The 16,641-nt window shown below is 65.4% G+C and carries 12 protein-coding genes; 8 read left to right on the forward strand and 4 right to left on the reverse strand.

What is annotated here, in order from left to right:
• Positions 1 to 13 precede the first annotated feature (13 nt).
• From ACSQ3M_RS00435 to ACSQ3M_RS00450, 4 genes are all read right to left on the reverse strand, one after another.
• Positions 14 to 817 (reverse strand): RNA methyltransferase, encoded by an 804-nt coding sequence (locus ACSQ3M_RS00435; protein ID WP_436148121.1) that lies wholly within the window; start codon positions 815 to 817, stop codon positions 14 to 16.
• Between the two features lie 70 nt (positions 818 to 887).
• A complete protein-coding gene (locus ACSQ3M_RS00440; RefSeq protein WP_436148122.1) occupies positions 888 to 3,071 on the reverse strand; it encodes a methyl-accepting chemotaxis protein in 2,184 nt (727 codons plus the stop codon).
• A gap of 125 nt (positions 3,072 to 3,196) precedes the next feature.
• Positions 3,197 to 5,704: a methyl-accepting chemotaxis protein gene (locus tag ACSQ3M_RS00445; RefSeq protein WP_436148123.1), complete on the reverse strand. Its 2,508-nt coding sequence runs from the start codon at positions 5,702 to 5,704 to the stop codon at positions 3,197 to 3,199.
• A gap of 138 nt (positions 5,705 to 5,842) precedes the next feature.
• Complete coding sequence (locus tag ACSQ3M_RS00450) at positions 5,843 to 6,985, reverse strand: dipeptidase (protein ID WP_436148124.1); 1,143 nt, start codon at positions 6,983 to 6,985, stop codon at positions 5,843 to 5,845.
• A 400-nt stretch (positions 6,986 to 7,385) separates the two neighbouring features.
• On the opposite strand from ACSQ3M_RS00450, the gene ACSQ3M_RS00455 reads away from it, so the two are divergent.
• The 8 genes from ACSQ3M_RS00455 to ACSQ3M_RS00490 all read left to right on the forward strand — a co-directional run bounded on the left by ACSQ3M_RS00455 (position 7,386) and on the right by ACSQ3M_RS00490 (position 16,635).
• Positions 7,386 to 8,303, forward strand: coding sequence for a branched-chain amino acid ABC transporter permease (locus ACSQ3M_RS00455; RefSeq protein ID WP_126110252.1), 918 nt, complete (start codon positions 7,386 to 7,388; stop codon positions 8,301 to 8,303).
• 11 nt (positions 8,304 to 8,314) lie between these two features.
• On the forward strand, positions 8,315 to 9,691 hold the full coding sequence (livM, locus tag ACSQ3M_RS00460) for a high-affinity branched-chain amino acid ABC transporter permease LivM (RefSeq protein ID WP_436149262.1): 1,377 nt from the start codon (positions 8,315 to 8,317) through the stop codon (positions 9,689 to 9,691).
• A gap of 29 nt (positions 9,692 to 9,720) precedes the next feature.
• Positions 9,721 to 10,578, forward strand: a complete 858-nt coding sequence (locus ACSQ3M_RS00465) for an ABC transporter ATP-binding protein (protein ID WP_436149263.1) — start codon at positions 9,721 to 9,723, stop codon at positions 10,576 to 10,578.
• Positions 10,575 to 11,306, forward strand: coding sequence for an ABC transporter ATP-binding protein (locus ACSQ3M_RS00470; protein WP_436148125.1), 732 nt, complete (start codon positions 10,575 to 10,577; stop codon positions 11,304 to 11,306). The genes ACSQ3M_RS00465 and ACSQ3M_RS00470 overlap by 4 nt, the downstream gene beginning before the upstream one ends.
• A 131-nt stretch (positions 11,307 to 11,437) precedes the next feature.
• The gene (locus tag ACSQ3M_RS00475; protein WP_436148126.1) at positions 11,438 to 11,791 is read left to right on the forward strand and encodes a DUF6867 family protein; all 354 of its coding nucleotides are present in this window, start codon (positions 11,438 to 11,440) and stop codon (positions 11,789 to 11,791) included.
• Between the two features lie 259 nt (positions 11,792 to 12,050).
• Positions 12,051 to 13,166 (forward strand): branched-chain amino acid ABC transporter substrate-binding protein, encoded by a 1,116-nt coding sequence (locus ACSQ3M_RS00480; protein WP_436148127.1) that lies wholly within the window; start codon positions 12,051 to 12,053, stop codon positions 13,164 to 13,166.
• Positions 13,167 to 13,353: 187 nt separating this feature from the next.
• Positions 13,354 to 14,004, forward strand: a complete 651-nt coding sequence (locus ACSQ3M_RS00485) for a glutathione S-transferase family protein (RefSeq protein WP_436149264.1) — start codon at positions 13,354 to 13,356, stop codon at positions 14,002 to 14,004.
• 138 nt (positions 14,005 to 14,142) lie between these two features.
• Positions 14,143 to 16,635 (forward strand): rhomboid family intramembrane serine protease, encoded by a 2,493-nt coding sequence (locus tag ACSQ3M_RS00490; RefSeq protein WP_436148128.1) that lies wholly within the window; start codon positions 14,143 to 14,145, stop codon positions 16,633 to 16,635.
• Positions 16,636 to 16,641 lie beyond the last annotated feature (6 nt).

A 16,641-nucleotide genomic window follows, 5' to 3' on the forward strand; every position in this document is an offset into this window, starting at 1 on the left:
GCGCGCCGCTCCGTCAAGCCTTCGGCTCGCCGCTCCGGCCGGCCTTCGGTCCCTCCGTCAGCGACTTGAAGACACCGCGCAGGGTGCGCGCTTCCTGCTCGGTCATGTCCAGCCGATGCAGGATGTCGCGCAGATTGGCGGTCATCACCGGCTTCTTGCCGGGCGGAAAGAAGCCGCAGCGCTCGAGTTCGCCCTCGAGATAGTCGAACATCGAGAGCACGGTGGCCCGGCTTGCCGGCGGCGAGAGGTTGTTCTCGCGGAAGGGCGGCTCGCCGCCGCTGGCCTTCAGCCATTCATAGCCGCAGAGCAGCACCGCCTGCGCCAGGTTGAGCGAGGCGAAGGCGGGGTTGACCGGGAAGGTCAGGATCGCGTCGGCGAAGCTGATCTCCTCGTTGGTCAGGCCGATGCGCTCGCGCCCGAACAGGATGCCGACGCGCTCGTCCGAGGCGATGCGTTCGCTGAGGCCCGGCATTGCCTCGGCGGGAGTGAAGACGCGCTTCATCTGGCCGCGCTCGCGCGCCGTCGTCGCCAGCACATGATTGAGATCGGCGATCGCCGCGGCGGCGTCAGGGAAGAGCCGGGCATTGTCGAGGATATGGGTGGCGCCGGAAGCGGCTGCCGTCGCGCCCTTCTTCAGGCCGCCGCCACCCGGCCAGCCGTCGCGGGGCGCGACGAGCCGCAATTCGGACAGGCCGAAATTCGCCATGGCGCGCGCGCACATGCCGATATTCTCGGCGAGTTGCGGTTCGACGAGAATGACGATGGGAGCTTGCCCGGTGAGGGGCGGGCGGGTGCGGTCGGTGCCGGAACCGGTCATGAGAGGCAGTGTCCTGAAAGAGCGCGCAGCCATGCGCCGGCTGCGCGGTCTCCGTCAACCGCCTCGCTGGTCAGGCGCGGCGACGCTCGCGGGATAGATCGACCATGTGGCCGCTCACGCCGGCGTCATGCGTCCGGAAGGCCGCGACCAGCGCGTTCAGCCGCTCGATCTGCTGCCCCAGCGCGGTGGCGGAGGCGGCGCTTTCTTCTGCCAATGCCGCGTTCTGCTGGGTCATCTCGTCCATATGGGCGATGGTCTGGCTCATCTCGTCGATGCCGCTGGCCTGCTCGGCGGCTGCCGAAGACACCTCGGTCACGGTGGCCGCGACGCGCTGCGACGCCTCGACAATCTGGCTCAGCACGGCGCCGGCCGAACGCACCAGCTCGACGCCGCCGCCGATCTGCGCATTCGAGGCCTTGATCAAAGTCGATATGCTTTTGGCTGCTTCGCTGGAGCGCTGGGCGAGCGTGCGCACTTCCGAGGCGACGACGGCGAAGCCTCTGCCGGCATCGCCAGCGCGCGCCGCTTCCACGGCGGCATTCAAGGCCAGCAGATTGGTCTGGAAGGCGATCTCGTCGATGACCGAGGTGATGTCGGAGATCTTGCGGGAGGCCTCCTCGATGCGGGCCATTGCCTGGACTGCATCATCGACGATGGCGCCGCCCTTGCGGGCGATACCGCTCGCGTCCTGCGAGAGCTGCGCGGCCTGCCGCGAGGCGCCAGCTGCGGCCTTGACCGAGGCGGCAAGCTCCTCAGTTGTTGCGGCGCTTTCCTCCAGCGAGGAGGCCTGCTCCTCGGTGCGCTTGGAGAGGTCGTCGGCGCCGCTGGTGATCTCGCGGCCGGCGGTCGCGACTTCGACGGAGGTCGCCTTGATCGCATCTACGGTGGCGGCGAGGCGCTCGATCGCGGTGTTGAAATCCTGCTTCAGCGTCTCATAGTCGAGCGCTACCGCATCCTCGATCCGCACGGTGAGATCGCCCTGCGAGAGACGAGCTAACGCCTCCGCCAGCAACCCGACGACCTCGCGCTGTTCGGCGAGCAGGGAGCCTTGCGTGGCGGCGGCCTCCTCGCGCTGGCGGGTGATGGCGAGGTTCTGACGCTCGGCTTCGGCCCGGCCCTCGCTGGTCTCCGCCTCAAGCCGCTGCACAGAGAGCCCATTCTCCTTGAAGACCTGCACGGCCTGCGCCATCTGGCCGATCTCGTCGCGGCGCGACAGGCCGGTGACGGCGACCTCGTAGTCGCCGGCGGCGAGCCTGAGCATGGCGTCGCGCAGGCGGCGCAAGGGCAGGGCGGTGGTGCGGCCGACGATGAAGGCGGCGATCAGGCCGAGCACCAGCGCGGCCGCAATGGTTCCGAGGATGATCGCCTGCGTGCGGGCCTGTGCCTCGGCGAGTCGGGCGCCGGCCTCAGCCTCCTCGGCGGCGAGCCGGGTTTCGAGCTCCTGCAGCGGCGGGGCGATCAGGTCGAACTCTCCGGACAGTTTTTCGGCCCCGAGCATGAAATCCTTCTCGGCCTTGGTCCAGGCGGGAACGATCTCCGCATAGGCGGTGAAAGCCGGGCCGATCTCGGCCTTGGCCTCGGCCGGGATGCCCTGGCGGCCGAGCGCGCGCTCGAAACGACCCTGCTCGACCTCCCACTGGCCGAGCAGGCTCTCGTCGAGGGCGAGGCGATAGGAGGCGTCGATCCGGCGCAAGGCCGCGAGAATGCCGGGCAGCCGGGCGAGGTCGGGCGAATCCGATCCCATGCTGTGGGAGCGCACCTTGGTCTGCAGGGCTTCGGCTGCGTCCTCCAGCCTGGCGGCGAGACCTTCCGGAGCGGCGGCGCGCAAGGCAAGCTGCATGGCGCCGATCGCGGTGAAGTCGGCCTCGATTGCTTTCATGGGGGCGTCGAGCGCAGCGATGCTGCTGCGCATGCGGTCGGCTCCGGCGGCGCTGCCGAGACGCGCGATCGCCTGCTTCAGAGATTCAAGACCAGTGCCGAAGTCCTTGATATCGGTGGCTTCCTGCCGAAAGCGGACATCGCGGCTGGCGGCCTTCAGCGCAAAGCTCGCGGCACGCACTTCGCGCGAGCGGGCGGCGAGCGCCGAGTAAGCTTTGGAATCCTCGAAGGCGGCAGTGAGTTGGCCGCTGCCGATCCAGGAGGCGGCGCCGATCAGCACGAGGCCGAGGACGAAGACGACGCTGACCAGCGCGATCCTGAGCTGGATCGTCAGGCGCGATGCGGCCGAGCGTGAACCTGCGGTAGACAACGCCATGACCCTCACACCTGTCGAGATCGGGTGAAAGCATGGCAACTCATACTTAATGTTCCGCTAAATACAGAGCGGGCACGGCTTGAAGCCGTGCCCGCTGTTCTTCGGCCGTGACGCTGGAATGCGTCTCAGAACTCTTCCCAGCCGGCATCATTGGCGCGTTTGCGGGCCGGAGCCTGGCGCGGCGGCGCCTTCTGCTGCTCGACGAGTGCTGCAGCGAGCTTGCGCAGGCGCTCCGGCTCGGCGCCCTGGCCCCGCGCGATCGCCGCCAGATCAGCGGTGCGCAGGGGTGGCGGGGCATACGGGGTGGCAGCGGCCGGGGATCTCGCGATCGGCGCGAGGTGGTCGTCGCCGGTCCTGAATGCCGCGACGAGGGCATTAAGCTCGGCGATCTTGCCGGCGAGCGCATTGGCGCTGGCGGCGCTCTGCTCTGCGAGCGCCGCGTTGGCCTGAGTCATCTCGTCCATATGCGCGACGGTCTGGCTCATCTCCTCGATGCCGTTGGCCTGCTCGGTCGAGGCGGTCGCGACCTCGGAGATGGTGGTCTGGACGCCGCGCGAGGCCTCGACGATGCGGGTCAGCGAGTCGCCGGCCTGGCGCACCAGCTTCACGCCGGTCTCGACCTCGCTGTTCGACGAGGAGATCAGTCCGGAAATGTCCTTGGCGGCCGCGCTGGAGCGCTGGGCGAGGGTGCGCACCTCGCTGGCGACCACCGCGAAGCCCTTGCCGGCGTCGCCAGCGCGGGCGGCCTCGACCGCCGCGTTGAGGGCCAGAAGATTGGTCTGGAAGGCGATGTCGTCGATCACCCGGATGATGTCGGAGATCTTCTTCGTGGCCTGCTCGATCCGAACCATGGCCGAGACGGCCTCGCTGGCGATGGCTCCGCCATCCTGGGCGACCTGCATGGCTTGTCCAGCCTGGCGAACCGCCTGCTGGGCGGCCTGGGCCGAGGCCTTGACCGAGGCGGCGAGCTCCTCGGTGGTCGCAGCACTTTCTTCGAGCGAGGAGGCCTGCTCCTCGGTACGTTTGGAGAGATCGTCGGCGCCGGTCGAGATTTCGCGGGCGGAAAGGCCGACATCGGAGGCATTGGCCTGGATGGTGCGGAGCGTCGTCGAGAGCCGCTCGGCGGTCTGGTTGATCGCCTCCTGCAGCGCGGCGAAGCGGCCGCGATAGCCCGTCGTCACCCGGTGGGTGAGGTCGCCCGCCGCGAGCGACTGCATCGCGCCTGCGAACTCGGTGGTTGCGGCGTCGACCACGGCGTTGATCTCGTTGACGCCCTCGACCAGCTCGCGCAGCGGCCCCTCGACATCGCCGGCTTCGGCCCGGCCGGAGAAGTCGCCGGCGCGGGCGGCCGCGACAATCCCCGCGACCTCGCCGACCAGCGCGCGGACCTTGGCGGCCTGTTCGGCATCGGCGAGCATGGCGACCTCGCGGTCCCGCCGGTTGGTTTCGAGCGCGAGCGCGTTCTGGCGGTATTCCTCGAGCGCGCCGCTGAGCGTGCCGATCTCGTCGGGGCAGGGCGGAGCCGGGATCTTCTGGGCGAAGTCACCGGCCTGCATGCCGGCCAGCGCCGTCTGCAGCTGGACCAGCGGCCGGGCGATGCGGCGCTGCACGCCGCGCCAGCTCAGCACGCAGATGGCGAGCAAAGCGAGGAACAGGCCGCCGGTGACGGAGAGCCGCGTCCAGGCCCGCGACAGCGTCGCCTGCGTCACGTTCTCCATCTCGTCGAAGGACTGGCCGACAGCAGCGAGGATCGAGTTGAACGGGCCGTTGCACTGCTTCGTCCATTCCTCGGCGCCGACGACGGGGCTGCTGCCCTGGCCGACGCGGCCGATCTGCTCGTCCATCAGCCGGTTGGCTGCCAGGACCTCGGTGTTCATCGCGCCGACCTTGCGCACCAGCTCGGGGCTGACGCCGGGGCGGGCCGCCAGCTGCGTCAACTGCGCGACGCCGGCGTCGGAGGCGCCGCGCATCTCGCCAAGCCGGCGCAGCTGTGCTGCATCCATCGGCTTGTTGCTGCCGAAAACCGGGCGCAGCACCGAGCACTGGGTGCCGTAGCTCGACCGCACGCGCCAGCCGGCCGCCTTGAAGTTCTGCAGATCGGCGAGCGCCGGATCGGACAGGCGGACCCCTGTCGAGGTCGCATCGGAGGCCGCGGTCATCACGGTCTCGATGTCGCCGACACCATTGTACCATGGCATGGTCGCCGCCAGGCTGCGCTGCGGCTTCGGCTTGGCCGCTTCGGCGTAGATCTCGGGCAGCTTTGCCGCGGTCGCCTTCTCCTTCTGGTCGATCGCGTCGGCGAGCGCGTTGCGGTCGGCGAGGTCGGTGCTGCGCAAGCGCGCGATGGCGCGTCCGAGTTCGTCCCGGTTGGCCTGCTCGATCTTCTTCAGCGTCGGTGCCGGATCGTCCGCGACCTGAATTGCGGTCTGGGCCTGGCCACGGTTGGAGCGGATCGTATTGCCGGCGACGAGGAGGGCCTCGTCGGCCGCGACCAGCTCGACAAGCCGTCTGCTGGTCAGGACGTCCTCGGCCGCCTGTTCCGCAAGAAAGGCGAGCGCGCCGAGCCCCGGCACGCACAGACACGCCATGGTGGCGACGAGATAATTCCTGATGGAAGCGGGAAAGAGGTTCACGGGTTCTGTCCGGGCTGTTCTGGCGCGGGACAGGGGGGTGCTAATGCTCCGCCCCCGCTCGCGATGGCGGGCCCGGTAGGCTTGGCATCATACCCTTAAAACTTTGCCTTATTTCCGCCTTGCCGTTGCGTGCGGCGCTCAGCGCGCGGCGGCGCTTGCGACCGAGCGCATCACCCGCAGCATGTTGCCACTGGCGAGCTTGGCGAGGTTCTCCTCCGACCAGCCACGGCGGATCAGCTCGGCGATCAGGGCCGGGAAGGTCGAGGCATCCTCGAGCCCATCAGGCGTGAGGCCGCCGAAGAAATCCGAGCCGATGCCGAGATGGTCGTGGCCGATCCGCTTGGCGAGATAGTCGAGATGGTCGCAGTACTGCGCCAGCGTCGCCCTTGGCCGGGGACCGGAGGTGCGGGTGATCTCGGCTTCCGCCTTCTTGAAGTCGAGCCCTTCCCGCGCCTTGCCGTACTGATCCCTGGCCGGCCGGTTCCAGTCGCGGGAGGCCTGGTTGATGAAGTCGGGCACGAAGGTCGCCATCACGACACCGTCTTTGCCGGCGACGCGGTCAAGCACGTCGTCGGGGACGTTGCGCGGGTGGTTGCAGAGCGAGAAGGCGTTGGAGTGTGACCACACCACCGGCGCCTCGCTGATATCGAGCACATCGTGCATCACCTTCGGCGCGACATGGGCGAGGTCGACGACCATGCCGAGCCGGTTCATCCGCCCGATAACCTGCTTGCCGAAGGCGCTGAGCCCGTTATGGCGCGGCGCATCGGTCGCCGAATCGCACCAGTCATGGGTGTCGTTGTGGCAGAGCGTCATCAGCCTGACGCCGAGGTCCCAATAGGCGTCGAGCGTCTCGATCTCGTTGTCGAGCGCCGAGCCGTTCTCGATCGTCATGAACAGGGCGATCCGGCCTTCCTTCTTCGCGGCTTCGACATCGTCGGCCGAGAGGCCGGGCCGGAAGACGTCGGCGTGGTGTTCCCAGATCCGGCGCATGAGCGCGATCTGCGCCAGTGCGAAGCCGGCGGGCTTGGGGTGATTGGGCGGAACATAGGCGGCGAAGAACTGCGCCGCGAGCTTGCCGGCGCGCATCCGCGGGATGTCGGTGTCGGTCTCGGGATGGACCTTGCCGAGGTCGTAGGCCGCGAGATCGCCTTTCGCGGCCCGGTCGAGACGCACGACGAAGGGCAGGTCGTTATGGCCGTCGATCAGCGGGACGCGGTCGAGCAAAGCGAGGGCCTGATCGTAGGCGGCGTCGGCGAGGGGAGGAGCGGCGAGGACCATAGCGCACCTGGAAAACGGGAATCGCGAAAGCATGATCGTGGCAGGGGGCGGGTCGGTGCGCGAGGCCTAAAAGCGCATGGCCCGAACGGGATCGGAACCGCCATTCCGGTATCTCGCCTTGAGGTTGGTGCGACATCGGCGACAAGCCGGGCTGGCGAGGCGAATCGTACACTGCATGCCGAGCAATCATCTTGCGCGGAATGCGCGCGGAGCAGCAGCATCGGCTGCCTATTGCATATGCAATGTCGCGCAGATTGCTTTTGACAGAAATGTGGCGTGGGGTGATTGTCGAGCGCGCAGACCGTTGGTAGCTCTGCGCCGTAATCGCATCCCGCATGCGTCGGCGTCATGCCGCGCAAAAAAGAACGGGTAACTGATTCGAGGGGTTAGGCGTCGTTCAATGGAAGTATTCGTCCAGCAGCTCATCAACGGGCTGACCCTGGGGTCAATCTACGGCCTCATTGCCATCGGCTACACGATGGTCTTCGGCATCATCGGCATGGTGAACTTCGCCCATGGCGACGTGTTCATGCTATCGGCCTTCATCGCGCTGATCTTCTTCATGCTGATCTCGGCCTGGTTTGGCGCCGGTCTGATCGTGCTGGCGCTGATCTTCGTCTTGATCCTGGCGATGTTCTTCACCTCGCTGTGGAACTGGACGATCGAGCGCGTTGCCTACCGGCCGCTGCGCGGTTCGTTCCGCCTCGCGCCGTTGATCTCGGCGATCGGCATGTCGATCTTCCTGATGAACTTCGTCCAGGTCGTGCAGGGGCCGCGCAACAAGCCGATTCCGCCGATGCTGAACAAGTCGATCCTGCTGATCGACAGTGCGACCTATCCGGTCTCGATCTCCTACAAGCAGCTCGTCATCATCATCACCACGGTCGTGCTGCTCGCCGCCTTCTGGTACCTCGTGCAGAAGACGCCGCTGGGCCGGGCCCAGCGCGCCTGCGAGCAGGATCGCAAGATGGCCTCGCTGCTCGGCGTCGACGTCGACCGGACAATCTCGATCACCTTCGTCATGGGCGCCGCGCTCGCTGCGGTGGCGGGCGTCATGTACCTCGTGCTCTACGGCGTCGTGAACTTCGCCGACGGCTTCACGCCGGGCGTCAAGGCCTTCACCGCGGCCGTACTCGGCGGCATCGGCTCGCTGCCGGGTGCGGTGCTCGGCGGGCTGCTGATCGGCCTGATCGAGGTGATGTGGTCGGCCTATTTCACCATCGACTACAAGGACGTCGCCGCCTTCTGCATCCTCGCGGTCGTCCTCGTCTTCATGCCCTCCGGCATTCTCGGCCGGCCAGAAGTCGAGAAGGTCTAAAGCCCATGGCCATGGAGACATCGACCCCGGCCAAGCGCCAAGCCGACATGACGAAGGCGCTGAAAGAGGCCGCCTTCGCGGCGCTCGTCACCTTCGGCCTGTGTATCCCAATCATCGCCTGGGGCACGCGCCAGAACCTCGACAACCAGCTCGTCCTCGACCCGCGCTGGGACGCGGTCGCCTGGGCGGTCGCCATCATCTTCGTCGGCCGCTTCCTGATAGCGCTGCGCCAGCAGACGCGCGGCGAGGGCAAATCGGCCGTGCGGCTCCTGCCGCATGGCACGGTCGGCTTCTTCCAGCGCCATTCGCGGATCTTCTCGCTGTTCGGCCTCGGCTTCCTGCTGACCTTCCCGATCATCGCGATCAACCTCGCCGGCTGGGGCGGGGCGCTGAAATGGATCGATAATTTCGGCGTCCAGATCCTGATCTACGTGATGCTCGGCTGGGGGCTGAACATCGTCGTCGGCCTCGCCGGCCTGCTCGATCTCGGCTATGTCGCCTTCTACGCGGTCGGCGCCTATTCCTACGCGTTGCTCGCCAAGAACTTCGGCCTGTCCTTCTGGATCCTGCTGCCGATGTCGGGCATCCTCGCCGCCTTCTGGGGGCTCATCCTGGGCTTCCCGGTGCTGCGGCTACGCGGTGACTATCTCGCCATCGTGACGCTCGCCTTCGGCGAGATCATCCGCCTCGTCCTGATCAACTGGACCGATTTCTCGAACGGCTATGCCGGCATTTCCGGCATTCCACGGCCGACCTTCTTCGGCATACCGTTCACGGCCGCCGATAACGGTTTCGCGGCTGTATTCGGGCTCGAATTCTCGCCGCTCTACCGCACGATCTTCCTCTATTACGTCATCCTGTGCCTGGCGCTTCTGACCGCCTATGTCAGCCTGCGCTTGCGGCGGTTGCCGGTCGGGCGCGCCTGGGAGGCGCTGCGCGAGGACGAGATCGCCTGCCGCTCGCTCGGCATCAACACCACCAACACCAAGCTGACCGCCTTCTCGCTCGGCGCGATGTTCGGCGGCTTCGCCGGCTCCTTCTTCGCGGCACGGCAAGGCTTCATCTCGCCTGAATCCTTCGTCTTCATGGAATCGGCGGTGATCCTCGCCATTGTCGTGCTCGGCGGCATGGGCTCGCTCTGGGGCTGCGCCATCGCTGCGATCGCGATGATCGGCGGTACCGAGCTCTTGCGCGAGCTCGACTGGCTGAAACAGATCTTCGGCCAGGACTTCGACCCGACCAAGTACCGCATGCTGATCTTCGGCTTCGCCATGGTGGTGATCATGATCTGGAAGCCGCGCGGGCTGATCTCGACCCGCGAGCCGACCGCCTTCCTCAAGGAGAAGAAGGCCATCTCCTCCGATATGGTCCAGGAGGGGCACGGCTGATGACGAATTTGGTCGAGACCACCTCGGCGATGACGGCCGTCACGGTCGCTCCGCCCGGGACCCCACTGCTCAAGGTCGAGCATCTGACGATGCGCTTCGGCGGCCTGACCGCCGTCAACGACCTCTCCTTCGAGGCCCGCAAGGGCGACATCACCGCACTGATCGGCCCGAACGGCGCCGGCAAGACCACGGTGTTCAACTGCATCACCGGCTTCTACAAGCCGACCGAGGGCATGATCACGCTGACCCAGGAGAGTGGCGCCAGCTACCTGCTCGAGCGGATGCCGGATTTCCGCATCGCGTGGAAGGCCAAGGTCGCCCGCACCTTCCAGAACATCCGCCTGTTCGGCGGCATGACGGTGCTGGAGAACCTTCTGATCGCGCAGCACAACCCGCTGATGATCGCCTCGGGCTTCACCTTCCTCGGCGTGCTCGGCATCGGCGGCTACAAGGCGCGCGAGAAGGAGGCGATCGAGAAGGCCAAGGTCTGGCTCGAGAAGATCAACCTGATCCATCGCGCCGACGATCCTGCCGCCGATCTGCCCTATGGCGACCAGCGCCGGCTGGAAATTGCCCGGGCGATGTGCACCGACCCGGTGCTGCTCTGCCTCGACGAGCCGGCCGCCGGCCTCAACCCGCGCGAGAGCCTCGACCTCAACAACCTCCTGCTGTCGATCCGCAAGGATCACGGCACGGCGCTGCTCCTGATCGAACACGACATGTCGGTGGTGATGGGAATCTCGGACCATGTCGTGGTGCTCGACTATGGCACCAAGATCTCGGACGGCACGCCGGCGCAGGTGCGAGCTGATCCGAAGGTGATCGCCGCTTATCTCGGCGTCGACGACGAAGAGGTCGAGCAGGTGGAAGCGGAGGTCGGCCTATGAGCGAGGCAGCACCGCTCCTCGCCGTCCGCGGCGTCAAGACCTATTACGGCAAGATCATCGCGCTGAAGGGTGTCGACGTCGATGTCCGCCAGGGCGAGATCGTGACGATGATCGGCGCCAACGGCGCCGGCAAGTCGACGCTGATGATGACGATCTTCGGCACTCCGCAGGCGCGTGAAGGCACCATCACCTACGAGGGGCGCGACATCACGCGGATGCCGAGCCATGAGATCGCGCGGCTCGGCATCGCGCAGTCGCCGGAAGGGCGACGCATCTTCCCGCGGATGACCGTGTTCGAGAACCTGCAGATGGGCGCGGCGGTCGCCGGCATGCAGCATTTCGACGAGGATCTCGAGAAGATCTGCGTGCTCTTCCCGCGTGTGAAAGAGCGGCTGCAGCAGCGCGGCGGCACACTCTCGGGTGGCGAGCAGCAGATGGTGGCGATCGCGCGCGCGCTGATGGCACGGCCGAAGCTGCTGATGCTCGACGAGCCGTCGCTCGGCCTCGCGCCGCTGATCGTCAAGCAGATCTTCGAGGCGATCCGCGAACTCAACCGCAGCCAGGGGCTGACCGTGTTCCTGGTCGAGCAGAACGCCTTCCATGCGCTCAAGCTCGCCCATCGCGGCTATGTCATGGTCAACGGCGTCATCACCATGAGCGGCACGGGCAAGGAGCTGCTCGCTAATCCGCAGGTGCGGGCGGCCTATCTCGAAGGCGGCCGGCATTGAGCGCCGGCACTGCCCATGTTCGCCGCACGCCCTCGTGGACAGGCTGCAGCGATCCATATCTTCGTCCACGCATCGGATTCGCCCGAAAAGTGGCTTCCACTTTTCGGTCCGATGCTTCCGGGAGCTGAACGATGCAGGGCATTCTCTACGAGGAGCCGACCATCTGGCTCTTTCTGCTGGTGACGGTGGTGATGGGCGGCTGGGCCGCCTGGATGGCTGGGCGGGCGGTGGCGATCACCTGGCGCCCGCCAGTCCAACTCGTCATCTATACTCTGATCCTCGGGTTGGCGATCCGCTTCATCCACTTTGCTCTGTTCGAGGCAACGCTGTTGTCGCCGCACTACTACATCATCGACACGATCGTGCTGTTCGCCTTCAGCTTCGCCGGTTGGCGCTACAACCGGGCACGCCAGATGACGACGCAATATCGCTGGCTCTACGAGCGCACCGGACCCTTCACCTGGAGGGCTCGCGAGAGCACTTAAAGCTAGAGCCGGATCCGATCAGATTGAATCAATCTGATCGGCGAATCCGTCTCTTACTTTGAGTTCAGAGACCGTTTTTCCGATCAACTTGCGGTGCAAGTTGATCGGAACGGGCTCTGGAAAACACCACCAAAGTTCACGGGGCTTGCCGCGTGACACCACTGCGAAAAAGCGCAAGACTGCGTTTCACGGTGGCACCACGCGCCGAGACGGGACGGCCAAACCGGCCCGTAATATACTCACAGGGGAGTCACAACGCATGAAGAAGCTGCTCTTGGGCGGAATTGCCCTTGGCGCGGTCCTCGCCTTTTCGGGTGTAGCGAACGCACAGATCAAGCTTGGCGTCGGCGGCCCGATCACGGGTCCGAATGCGGCATTCGGCGCGCAGCTGAAGAACGGGGCGGAACAGGCCGCCGAAGACATCAACGCTGCCGGCGGCATTCTCGGCCAGAAGATCCAGGTCGTCGTCGGTGACGACGTCTCGGATCCGAAGCAGGGCGTCTCGGTCGCCAACAAGTTCGTCGGCGACGGCGTCAAGATGGTGCTCGGCCACTTCAACTCCGGCGTCACCATGCCGGCGTCGGAAGTCTATGCCGAGAACGGCATCCTGATGATCAGCCCCTCGGCGACCAACCCGAAGATCACCGAGCGTGGCCTTTGGAACGTGTTCCGCACCTGCGGCCGCGACGATCAGCAGGGTTCGGTGGCGGCGGAGTACATCGCCAAGAACCTCAAGGGCAAGAAGATCGCCATCGTCCATGACAAGACGACCTATGGCCAGGGCCTCGCCGACGAGACCCGCAAGGGCCTGACCAAGGCCGGTGTCAAGGACGTGCTCTATGAAGGCGTCAACGCCGGCGAGAAGGACTTCTCGGCGCTGATCTCGAAGCTGAAGTCGACGGGTGCCGACTACCTCTACTGGGGCGGCCTGCACACCGAGGGCGGCCTGATCGTGCGCCAGATGCGCGACCAGGGCCTGAAGACCGTGCTGATCTCCGGCGACGGCATCACCACCGACGAGTTCGCCACGATCGGCGGCCCGGGCGTCGAGGGCACGCTGATGACCTTCCCGCCGGACCCGCAGAAGCGTCCGGAGGCGGCGGCCGTCCTGAAGAAGTTCGAGGCCCGCAAGTTCAAGCCGGAAGCCTACACCCTGTACAGCTACGCCGCTGTCCAGATCATGGCCGAAGGCGCCAAGCGCGCGAACTCGGTCGATCCCAAGAAGATCGCGGCGGCGCTGCATGGCGGCCAGGCGGTGAAGACCGTGATCGGCGACATCGCCTTCGACAAGAAGGGCGACATCACCCGCCCTGACTACACCGTCTACACCTGGAAGAAGGGTGCCGACGGCAAGATCGGCTATGTCGAGAACTGATCTCGGCTGATCGCCAAAAGGCGTGAAACCAGACCCGCTCCGGAGCGATCCGGGGCGGGTTTTTTGTTGAGGCGGCAGAACCGGATCACGAAACCTCGCGATCAAAAAACGAGGAGAGTTGTCGGGAGCTGCGGTGGTTGTTCGTCCTCTGGCTGCAAAGCGCGCGAAGCAGTCACGGAGCCTGCCAATGACCGTCACCATCACCGCCTTCGAACGCTCGCCCGACCGTGGCAATGGTCTGGCGCGTGACATGCGCCTGCGCTGGGCGCTCGAAGAAGTGGGCCAGCCTTACGAGGTCCGTCTCCTGTCGTTCCAGGCGATGAAGGAGCCCGCGCATCTCGCGCTTCAACCTTTCGGGCAGATTCCAACTTATGAGGACGGCGATCTTTCCTTGTTCGAGTCGGGGGCGATCGTATTCCATATCGCGGAGCGCCATGCGGGCCTGCTGCCGGACGATACGAATGCCCGGGCGCGCGCGATCACATGGATGTTTGCCGCGCTGAACACGCTGGAGCCGCCGATCTTCGACCGCAGCCTCGTCCGGATCCTCGAGCGCGACGAGCCCTGGTATGAGCAGCGCCTGGGTGCCCTCGACAACATCATCCGCAAACGGCTGGGAAGCCTTTCCAGCCGTCTTGGCGATGCCGACTGGCTCGACGGCGCATTCAGCGCCGGTGATCTCTTGATGGTGACAGTGCTGCGCCGATTGCAGGGCTCGGGTATTCTCGAGGACTATCCGAACCTCTTCGCCTATGTCGCCCGCGCCGAGGCACGGCCGGCTTACAAGCGCGCTTTCGAGGCTCAATTGGCGGTCTTCACTGCCTCATCGACGGGCTGACAAGCCTGGTCGAAACGGCCATTCGGGAAGGCCCATGCCGTGGTCTCTGTTGTCCGTATAGGTTGAGGCGCTATCAGCCCTTGCATCTTGCAATTGGTTTTGGTGAGCTGTCGGAGGATGGGCGGCCAAGGGCTGGGGATGGACGAAGTACCGACCTGGAAGACGGGCGGATTGATCCGTCGTGGCATCGCTTTCCTGATCGACCTGATCGTCGTGATGGTCGCAACGCAGCTGTTGGCGAGTTTTTTGTTTCCACTGTCCAACGGCACGCTGGTCGACAGTACAGGCGTGATCATCTCGTGTGAGCCAGCCAAAGAGCGTCCGCGAGACGTCGAGGCCCGCCCCGGCTTTGATCCGACTGCAGAAAAGATCTGCGTCAGGAGCTTCTTCGGGCAACCGGTGGCTCGCTTCTACACGATGTCGCGGCAAGATGTCGGCTCGAGCGTCACAACATCTATCAGCTATTCGCTCGACACCCAGAACCGGGTCGCGCTCACATTTGACCTCTCCCTGCTGCAATGGCCGCTGCTCGCCCTGATGCGCTGGCTGACGGAAGCCCGAGGCTGGCAAACTCCCGGACGCCAGGCGACGTGTCTTTATGTTCTGCCGCGCGCCGGCGTCAGCGCTCGACCTGCTCTCCGCCGCCGCTATGTCTTGTTCGCGCTGCCTTCTGCCGTGCTGATGGTGACCTCTATCGGGCTTTTTGCGGCCTTGTGGGCTGGCTTGACGTTGCCGGACGATCTGCCGCCTGCCTTGCTGCTCCTCTCCCGATTGCCTGAAATCACGGCGGTGATCGTCGCCGCCGTGGCAATCGCGCATGGTCGGGACGCCTTCTACGACGAAGCAGCGGGAACGAGCGTCGTCTACATTCGGGAAGAGATCGAAACGGCCGCACAGCTTCCCCAGCTGGCTGCACCAGCGCCGAAGCAGCCAGGCAAGGTGAGAGGTCTGCTTTTGCCGGCTCCATCGGCGACGTTGGCGCTGGCCGCAATCCTCGTCATCGTCTTCCTGGGCGAACTCGCCATGTCGGTCGAGGGCGCGCGGGTTATGGGCGTGACCGGCCCGACTTTGGTGCTGTTCGGCGCGATGTCGGGTGAGTTGGTCTTTCAACTAGGTCAGTGGTACCGGCTGGTTTGCGCCATATTCCTGCATGGCAGCGCGGCCCATCTGCTAGCGAATGTCATACTGCTCCTGGCCGTGGGCTGGTTTCTTGAATCCGTGCTCGGCATCGGCTGGTTGCTCGCGATTTTCCTGCTGGGCGGATTGGTCGGCTCAATCGCTTCGGTCAGTTTCAATCCGCCCGCTCTTCTCGGTATCGGCGCGTCCGGAGCGGTACTAGCGCTCGTTGCGGCCGGTTTGGTGCTCAGTTTCAGGATGCCGGACGATGGCCGCCGCATGTGGCTGAGAGGTTTTTGCCTTGCGGCCTTTCTTGGTGCCGCGGCTTCGAGCACTGCGTTCGGTTCCATTCGCGTCGACCATGCCACGCACATCGCCGGAGCGCTGAGCGGCGCGGCATTCGGGTTTCTCGTTTGGTGGAGCTGGGATCGCAAAGCCGAGCGACCTCGCTGGCGCCGCACCGCCCTGGCCAGCGCGCTCCTTCTTCCAGCACTGACCTTCCTGTCGATTCCCCGCGCTGGGTTTGGCGAGGTATCTCTTGCGAGATTTCTCGTTCCAGCCGAGCATTTGCCCAAGTCGGACGCCGAGTGGGTCGCGCACTCTGCCGAACTGGTGCTGCGCTATCCTCGTGATCCTCGCAGCCATCTCGCCCGGGCCCTGGCGCTCAATGACGACAAGGTCGAACGCGAGAAATCACTGGCGCTGGTCGGCGCGACGCAGAGGGCTCTGGTGTCTACCGAAGGCCCGAAAGTCGAGCAGAATGCCCTGTTCCTGGTCGGTCAGACTCGATTCAAGGCTCGAGATTGGGAAGCTGCGAATGATCTCTTCACCCGCGCCATCGCAATCAATGCGCCGGCTCGGTCCGAAATCTTCGGCGCGCGTGCCGCGACTGCGCGCGTGCTCGGCCGTCCGGAGGCTGCGCTGGACGACCTGCAAGCCCAATTGCGATTGCAGCTGGTCAATGTGGAGATACTCCAAAGCATAGCGGGCGCGCTATCCGACATGGGGCGTCATCCAGAGGCGCTTCAAAAGCTTGATGAAGCTCTGCTCCTCAACCCCAAGAACTTCAGCGCCACTCGCAGCCGCGGTTGGTACGCATTTCTTGACGGTCGCTCAGACGAAGCAGTTCGAGGCCTCGAACGCGCCGTGGAACTCAATCCGAACGATGCCTATGCGGCGCTTTTTTTGCACATCGCCTCCGTGCGGTCCGGCCAAGGCGAGCGCATCACGACATCTGCTGCAAAGGTCGATATGCAGCAATGGCCTGCGCCGGTCATTCGATATTACCGTGGCGAGATCGGCGCCGAAGAGCTCCGCGAAGCTGCGAAGGACCAGGACCCGGTCAAGTATAACGAGCAGGATTGTGAGGCGAGCTTCTATATTGCCGAAGCGCGTCTCATGCAGGGAGCGGCGAAGGATGCCGAACCGCTGCTGAGCCATGCATGGCAGATCTGTCCAAAGACATTCTACGAGTGGGGCGCCGCTCGCGCCGAGCTGCGCCGCATCGGCCAATAACCGGTG

This window comes from Allobosea sp. LjRoot90, assembly GCF_964254315.1.
Lineage (GTDB): Bacteria > Pseudomonadota > Alphaproteobacteria > Rhizobiales > Beijerinckiaceae > Allobosea.

Bases quoted from the DNA above. Each gene is read 5' to 3' on its own strand.
- ACSQ3M_RS00435 (WP_436148121.1), bottom strand. From the start codon at position 817: ATGACCGGTTCCGGCACCGACCGCACCCGCCCGCCCCTCACCGGGCAA.
- ACSQ3M_RS00440 (WP_436148122.1), bottom strand. From the start codon at position 3,071: ATGGCGTTGTCTACCGCAGGTTCACGCTCGGCCGCATCGCGCCTGACG.
- ACSQ3M_RS00450 (WP_436148124.1), bottom strand. From the start codon at position 6,985: ATGGTCCTCGCCGCTCCTCCCCTCGCCGACGCCGCCTACGATCAGGCC.
- ACSQ3M_RS00455 (WP_126110252.1), top strand. From the start codon at position 7,386: ATGGAAGTATTCGTCCAGCAGCTCATCAACGGGCTGACCCTGGGGTCA.
- livM (WP_436149262.1), top strand. From the start codon at position 8,315: ATGGAGACATCGACCCCGGCCAAGCGCCAAGCCGACATGACGAAGGCG.
- ACSQ3M_RS00465 (WP_436149263.1), top strand. From the start codon at position 9,721: ATGACGGCCGTCACGGTCGCTCCGCCCGGGACCCCACTGCTCAAGGTC.
- ACSQ3M_RS00470 (WP_436148125.1), top strand. From the start codon at position 10,575: ATGAGCGAGGCAGCACCGCTCCTCGCCGTCCGCGGCGTCAAGACCTAT.
- ACSQ3M_RS00475 (WP_436148126.1), top strand. From the start codon at position 11,438: ATGCAGGGCATTCTCTACGAGGAGCCGACCATCTGGCTCTTTCTGCTG.
- ACSQ3M_RS00480 (WP_436148127.1), top strand. From the start codon at position 12,051: ATGAAGAAGCTGCTCTTGGGCGGAATTGCCCTTGGCGCGGTCCTCGCC.
- ACSQ3M_RS00485 (WP_436149264.1), top strand. From the start codon at position 13,354: ATGACCGTCACCATCACCGCCTTCGAACGCTCGCCCGACCGTGGCAAT.
- ACSQ3M_RS00490 (WP_436148128.1), top strand. From the start codon at position 14,143: ATGGACGAAGTACCGACCTGGAAGACGGGCGGATTGATCCGTCGTGGC.